The organism is Cellulophaga sp., assembly GCF_039943695.1.
Classification (GTDB): Bacteria; Bacteroidota; Bacteroidia; order Flavobacteriales; family Flavobacteriaceae; genus Cellulophaga.
This window is the reverse complement of the sequence record NZ_JBDVAA010000184.1, coordinates 1-6,360: the sequence shown is the minus strand read 5'-3', so window position 1 is coordinate 6,360 and position 6,360 is coordinate 1. Positions and strand designations below refer to the sequence as shown.

The following is a 6,360-nucleotide window of genomic DNA, read 5'->3' as shown; positions in this document are numbered from 1 at the left end:
TGGTAAACCAAGCTTCTACTTTTTCAGTATAATAATGTCCTTGTCTGCTAAATAAAGTTTCAGTTGCCAATGCTTGGTTACAAACATATTTGCCAATTTTTTTTCTTTTATTAGTTATTTTCCATTGTAGAGGTTTTCTGTCTATTGTTCCTACGTATTGGTTTATTTCTATAATATTATTTGCTTTTATATTTCTATAAAAGGGCATTTTACCTATTAAGCTCGATGTTGGATTGTGCCCTGTTTCCAATTCAATAGCATCATTGTAATAAAAATACGATTGATTATTTTTAAAATGTAAATAATAATCTACGTCAGCAGCACTTCCATATTCATTTTTGGCAAATTCTTTATGAGCATGAGGTATATTTTTATTATCGTAAATTGTTTTTAATACGCTATCTATATAAGTTTTGTTGAGTGATCCATTATACATAATAATACCACTCAGCTCTTGACTATAAGTAAAGTTGCTTAGTAGAATCAATGCTAATACAATTTTTACAACACTATTTTTCATCAAAAAAACCTTTAAATCTGTTATTAAATTCTTCTTGTGTTAGTTTAATACCGTCTACTGGCTTTTCTATAATTTTATCTTTATTTGATAACTGTATTTTAGATGCTTTAAAAAAGAATTTACCTTCGTACAACTCCAATATTATGCCTGGTAGACCATTGTAATCTTTTGGGCCGTATGGTAAGGGAAAATCTAAAGTATACCAAGCCGTTATTTTGGTTGGTTCATTGTTTTTATCTAAAAGAGTTGCTTTGTAGCAATTGTACTTTCCTATTTGTTTTGAAGAATTTAAAAGCTTCCATTTTTTAGTGTTTTGAGTAATTAAAAAAGTATCTCCTCCTAATTTTAACTGTTTAAGCAAAGTATTATCTTTTGTGTTGTAGTAGAATATACTTGCACCGCCTGCTCCAGTAGTAACTAAGTTAAGTTTTTGTTTGCTTTCATCATACAAGCTTTCATTTTTTTGATAGGTAGATAATTTGCTATTAAAATTTAAAGCGTAACTAACTTCTTTAGAGTTTTTTAATATTGCTCTTGTACTAGGGTTATTTGTTTTAGAAATGTTTTTAATTAATTCTGGAGCTAAATTAACTGTATATGTAATACTGCCAGACGTTGTTTTTTGCGCTATTACACTAGTAAAGCACAACACTAGAAACATAACGTTTACAACAATACTATGTTTATCTTTTACGCTCATCTTTACGATCTTGATAGAGTTTGTCACCAGCTTTTTTATACTCGCTTGCAGACATATTATTTTTCTCTTTTGGCCACTTTATAACAATTGCTTTTTTAGGGTTTAGTTTTATCTCTTTGGCTTTGTAAGTAGCCATTAAGCCATTTAATTCTAATATTAGGCCTGGTAACCGACCTACGTAATGGTTTGGACCATAAGCAAATGGTATTTCTGGTGTATACCATACTACTACAGTAACATCTCCTTTAGGTACTGTTTTTACTTGTGTTGCCTTATAGCATAAAAAATCTCCTATTTTTTTAGTTTCTTTAGTTAGGTCCCAATCTTCATTTTCTATTGGAGCATTAATATTTATACCTGCATCTGTTTTTATTATCTGTTTTTTTTCAGATAAAGATGTGTAATAAGTTCCTTTGTTTCCAGAAATAATAATGGCTAACTCTTCTAAATCACCATCTTTTATAGCTAATTTGTTGTCCACATTAAACTTTGCATATGCTGCGTTAAACTTAAGTTTATAGTTTACGTTTGCTGCAGCTTTACTTACCAACATCATTGTTTCTTTTACTCCTTCCTTGCCTTTGTAACTATCATCGTCTCGCTTATTTATAGTAATGCCATATGTTATAGTACCGCTATGTATTTGAGCTAAAGAAAAAAAAGGAAGTAGTAAAATTAAATAGAGTAAATGTTTCATATATAGCCTGTTGTTTATTGATGATGACCTTGCTAATATAAAACTATATTTTTAGTTTAAAAATAATTTGTATTCTTTTTCTTTATTAATGTGTTTACTTCTGTCTTTTTTTACGCATTAGTTCTATGGCTATTTTATTTAGTTCTCCAAGAGATTCTATATGTTTACCATCGGTAGGTTTTGTAAGTAGTTTATTTTTTTTACTCTGTAGTTTTACACCTGTACAGTATATTGTTTGTTTAGGATTTAGCTTTAGTTCTAAAATAAGTCCTGGTAAACCATTGAATTCTAAAGGTCCAAAATAATAGGGTATTTCTTTACTAAACCAAGCTTCTATGGTATTGTATTTCTTAGTCCTCTCATTTTTTTTTAATAATGTTGCTTTGTAGCATGTGTAGCCAAGTATAACTTTTGTTGTATCAGTAATTTTCCAAGGCAGATTTTTGTTAATATTGGCTATAAAGGTTTCTCCAGAAAAAGTAACAACTCTTAATTTTTCATTGTTTTCAATATCTGAATAATAAGTACCACTATAAGTGGCATTAATCATAGTTCTGGTAATACGGTCTAAATTAGTGTATATCTTATCTTGTTTATAAAACAGAGATTTTTTGTTATTAAAGACCAAGTTAAAATCAATTAGTTCATCCGCTGTTTTTATAGATTGTTTAATCTGATCTCTAGTATGTGAAGGTTTTTTTGTTGGGTCTACTACATCTATTTCTGGATGTTTACTCTTATAAGTAGCCATACCTTTTTGTATTTGAGCATTTGTAATTGATATACAAAAGAGGATGGTAATAATTAGAAATCTTTTTTGGTAATGAAACTTACTTTCTTTAATCAATATCATTTTTAAAGTTTTGTAATAAATAAAAAAGAAGGTTTACGTGTACCTTAATTAATGTTTTTGCTTTGCTGTAGAGGCTAATGTTTTTACAATGTCTTCAAACTCTTCATTAGAGTTTACATAAGTTCCTTCTGTAGGTTTTGTAAGTAGTTTATTTTTTTTACTCTGTAGTTCTACACCTGTACAGTATATTGTTTGTTTAGGGTTTAGCTTTAGTTCTAAAATAAGTCCTGGTAAACCATTGTACTCGTCCGGGCCAAAATAGTAGGGTATATCTTTGCTAAACCAAGCTTCTACAGTATAGTCTTTTGTTGTTTTTTTATTTGTTTTGGTAAGTGTGGCTTTATGGCAAGTATAACCAAGTATGGTTTTGGTTGTGTCTTTAATTTTCCAAGGCTGTGGTTGGTAAATGTTTACAATAAATTTTTGATTATCAAAAGAGGTAGATTTTAATTTTTGGTTGGTAGCTATGTTACTGTAATACCTACCTTCGCTTAATACTTCTATAATACCTTTAGTAAACTTGTCTAGGTTTGCGTATAGTTTTTCTTCTCTGTAAAAAACAGACTCTTTATTATTAAAAACCAAATTAAATTCTATGAGCTCTTGGGCTGTTTTTATAGACTCTGTTATTCTGTTGCCCATTGCAGATGGTTTTTTTGTTGGGTTTACTACATCTATTTTCGGGTGTTTTAGTTTATAGGTGGCTTTTCCTTTTTGCGTTTGAGCGCTAATAATACTTAAACTAAAAAAGATGAGTAATATAAAATGCTTCATTACTTATGAGGTTGTTACATTATAAATATAAGTAAAATCTTACATTAAAACAAAGCGGTTACTTTTTACTGCGTTAGTGATAGTAGTGAATAACCCGCAGCTTTTTGCGAGGATTAGTAACGTATAGCACGGCGTTAAAAACAGCTGTTTTAACGAACGCCCAAAATAATTTTAAAATTTTGAAGTTCTATAATTGCAAAAAATTATATTTGCAGTCTAAATTAAATTATAAATTATGTCTTTTAAAGATTTATACGGTAATAGCCAACATAGAAAAAATGTTGCACACTTTGCATCTATTGCTTCTTTAGCAAGTGTAGATGGTGAGGTTAATGATGCAGAGCAAGTTGTTTTAGACCGTTTTGCACGTAAATTAGATATTACTGAAACTGAGTACAAAGAGGTAATGAAAAATCCAGGGAAATACCCAATAGATCCGCCAACAAGTTTAGACAGGCGTTTAGAGCGTATGTACGATTTGTTTAAAATTATATTTGCAGATCATAATATTGATGATGATGAGCGTTTGCTTATTAAAAAATATGCTATTGGTTTAGGATATTCTAATGAGTCTGCAGATCAGGTAATTTCTAGATCTATAACTATTTTTGGTGGAAAATTAGATTTTGAAGATTATGCTATGTTTGTTAGAAGATAAACAAATAGGCTTACAAGTATAAAAAAAAGAGGCTTTTGCCTCGTTTTTTGTTTTTATAGCTTTTAAGTTTATTATTTACTTGCTTTTGCAATAAATTCTTCTGCTTTTTCTACCATTTTTGTGCTACCACAGAAAAAAGGTACACGTTGGTGCAATTCTGTTGGCTTTAAAGCCATTATACGTTCTTTACCATTAGTTGCTTTACCATTTGCTTGTTCTGCTAAAAATGCCATTGGGTTACACTCATACAACAAACGCAGTTTACCTTCATGGGCTTTATTACTTTTTGGATACATATAAATACCACCCTTTATCATATTTCTATGAAAATCTGATACTAATGAGCCAATATACCTAGAGGTGTATGGCCTGTCTCCTTCTTCTTGCTGGCAATATTTTATATAATCTTTTACGCCTTGCGGAAAGTGTATGTAGTTACCCTCGTTAACAGAATATATTTTACCTGTTTCTGGAAATTGCATATTTGGGTGAGACAAGTAAAAAGTACCAATTGCTGGGTTTAATGTAAAACCATTTACACCATCACCTGTTGTATATACTAACATTGTAGATGTACCATAAACAATATAACCTGCTGCTACTTGGTTATCGCCTGGTTGTAAAAAGTCTTCTATTGTTACTGGTGTACCAACTGGTGTTACTCTACGGTATATAGAAAAAATTGTACCTACAGATACGTTTACATCTATGTTAGAAGAACCATCTAATGGGTCTATAAGTACAATATATTTGTTTTGGTGTTGCTCATCTTGGCTATTAATGCTAATAAAATCATCTTCTTCTTCCGATGCAATACCACAAACAATTTCTCTGTTTTTTAGCGTTTGTATAAACTTTTCGTTTGCTAAAACATCTAGCTTTTGTTGGTCTTCTCCTTGTATGTTAGTATCGCCAGCAGCGCCTAATATATCTATTAATCCTGCTTTGTTTACCTCGTGGTTTACCACTTTTGCGGCTAAACGTATGGCGTTAATTAGTTTAGAGAGTTCCCCAGAAGAATATTGAAATGAGGATTGGTTTTCAATGATAAATTCTCCTAAAGTCTTGTTTTTTTGTCCATCAATAGCTGTGTTTTATTTAAGTACAAATATCGATAATTTTGTGATACTACAACGTTTTCGTTATTTAAAGTCGCTTAAACGTGTTACTTTGCAGTTTATTAGAAGAAAAATTATGGAGTTTATTACTAGAGATGCAACCAAAGAAGATATGCCGCAAGTACTTAATTTAATTAAGGAACTGGCACTTTTTGAAAAAGAAGCAGAAGCGGTAGAAGTTACTGTAGATGATTTAATTTTAGATGGTTTTGGAGATCATAAATTGTTTCACTGCTTTGTTGCAGAGGCAAATAATGAAATAGCAGGTCTTGCTTTGGTGTATAACAGATATTCTACCTGGAAAGGTCCTGTTTTGCATTTAGAAGATTTAATTGTTACTCAGAAAATGCGTGGTTCTGGTTTAGGAACTTTGTTATTAAATGAGGTTATAAAATACGGCCATAGTCAAGGTGTAAAACGTATATGTTGGGAAGTTCTAGATTGGAACGAGCCAGCTATTAAATTTTACCAAAGTAAAGGTGCAGACGTAAAAAGAGATTGGGACGTTGTACATTTAGATGAAAAAGGAATTGAAAATTACATAGCTAACCTTTAATACATAGGCTAGTTAATACAAAATATAAGATAATAAAATGAAGATTTTTAAATTTGGTGGCGCTTCTGTAAAAGATGCTACTGGTGTAAAAAATGTTGTAAATGTGTTACAACAAGTTGGGCATACTAACACTTTGGTAGTTGTTTCTGCAATGGGCAAAACAACAAATGCAATGGAAGATGTTGTAAATGCTTATTTTAATGATAAGGCTGCTTTACCAGCAACAATTCAAGAAATTGTTGATTTTCATACAAATATTTTAAATGATTTGTTTGACAATACACAGCATGAAGTTTATGCTAAAGTTAAAGTTTTGTTTGATGAAGTACAGGGCTTTTTAGCGTGGAACAAGTCGCCAAAACGTAGTTTTGTGTACGACCAAGTTGTTGGTTACGGAGAGTTGCTTTCTACTACTATTTTAAATGCATATTTAAACCAAGTTAATATACAAAGCAATTGGTTAGATGTTCGTGAGTTTATAAAA

General features: G+C 30.6%; 8 protein-coding genes and 1 pseudogene. 3 read left to right on the top strand and 6 right to left on the bottom strand.

Annotated features, from left to right (window positions below; translation table 11 throughout):
* From ABJD66_RS12810 to ABJD66_RS12790, 5 genes are all read right to left on the bottom strand, one after another.
* Positions 1-520: hypothetical protein (locus tag ABJD66_RS12810; RefSeq protein ID WP_348132242.1), on the bottom strand; the 520-nt coding region annotated here is incomplete at its 3' end.
* Positions 510-1,220 carry a GLPGLI family protein gene (locus ABJD66_RS12805; protein ID WP_348132239.1) on the bottom strand — a complete coding sequence of 237 codons (711 nt, stop codon included), beginning with the start codon at positions 1,218-1,220 and terminating at the stop codon, positions 510-512. The genes ABJD66_RS12810 and ABJD66_RS12805, both read right to left, overlap by 11 nt.
* Positions 1,204-1,917 (bottom strand): GLPGLI family protein, encoded by a 714-nt coding sequence (locus tag ABJD66_RS12800; RefSeq protein ID WP_348132236.1) that lies wholly within the window; start codon positions 1,915-1,917, stop codon positions 1,204-1,206. The genes ABJD66_RS12805 and ABJD66_RS12800 overlap by 17 nt, the downstream gene beginning before the upstream one ends.
* A gap of 94 nt (positions 1,918-2,011) precedes the next feature.
* Entirely contained in the window at positions 2,012-2,770 is a 759-nt protein-coding gene (locus tag ABJD66_RS12795) for a GLPGLI family protein (RefSeq protein WP_348132233.1), read from the bottom strand.
* Between the two features lie 48 nt (positions 2,771-2,818).
* Positions 2,819-3,544 (bottom strand): GLPGLI family protein, encoded by a 726-nt coding sequence (locus ABJD66_RS12790; RefSeq protein WP_348132230.1) that lies wholly within the window; start codon positions 3,542-3,544, stop codon positions 2,819-2,821.
* Positions 3,545-3,779: 235 nt separating this feature from the next.
* Between ABJD66_RS12790 and ABJD66_RS12785 the strand changes: the two genes are divergently transcribed.
* Positions 3,780-4,202 carry a TerB family tellurite resistance protein gene (locus ABJD66_RS12785; protein ID WP_100894009.1) on the top strand — a complete coding sequence of 141 codons (423 nt, stop codon included), beginning with the start codon at positions 3,780-3,782 and terminating at the stop codon, positions 4,200-4,202.
* 71 nt (positions 4,203-4,273) lie between these two features.
* On the opposite strand, the gene fbp is transcribed toward ABJD66_RS12785, so the two are convergent.
* Complete coding sequence (gene fbp, locus ABJD66_RS12780; protein ID WP_348132245.1) at positions 4,274-5,287, bottom strand: class 1 fructose-bisphosphatase; 1,014 nt, start codon at positions 5,285-5,287, stop codon at positions 4,274-4,276.
* Between the two features lie 109 nt (positions 5,288-5,396).
* Here fbp and ABJD66_RS12775 point away from each other — a divergent pair, with 109 nt between their 5' ends.
* Together ABJD66_RS12775 and ABJD66_RS12770 are read left to right on the top strand one after the other, a co-directional pair.
* Entirely contained in the window at positions 5,397-5,876 is a 480-nt protein-coding gene (locus ABJD66_RS12775) for a GNAT family N-acetyltransferase (RefSeq protein ID WP_348132226.1), read from the top strand.
* A 37-nt stretch (positions 5,877-5,913) separates the two neighbouring features.
* Positions 5,914-6,360, top strand: a pseudogene (locus ABJD66_RS12770) (aspartate kinase); the annotation flags it as partial.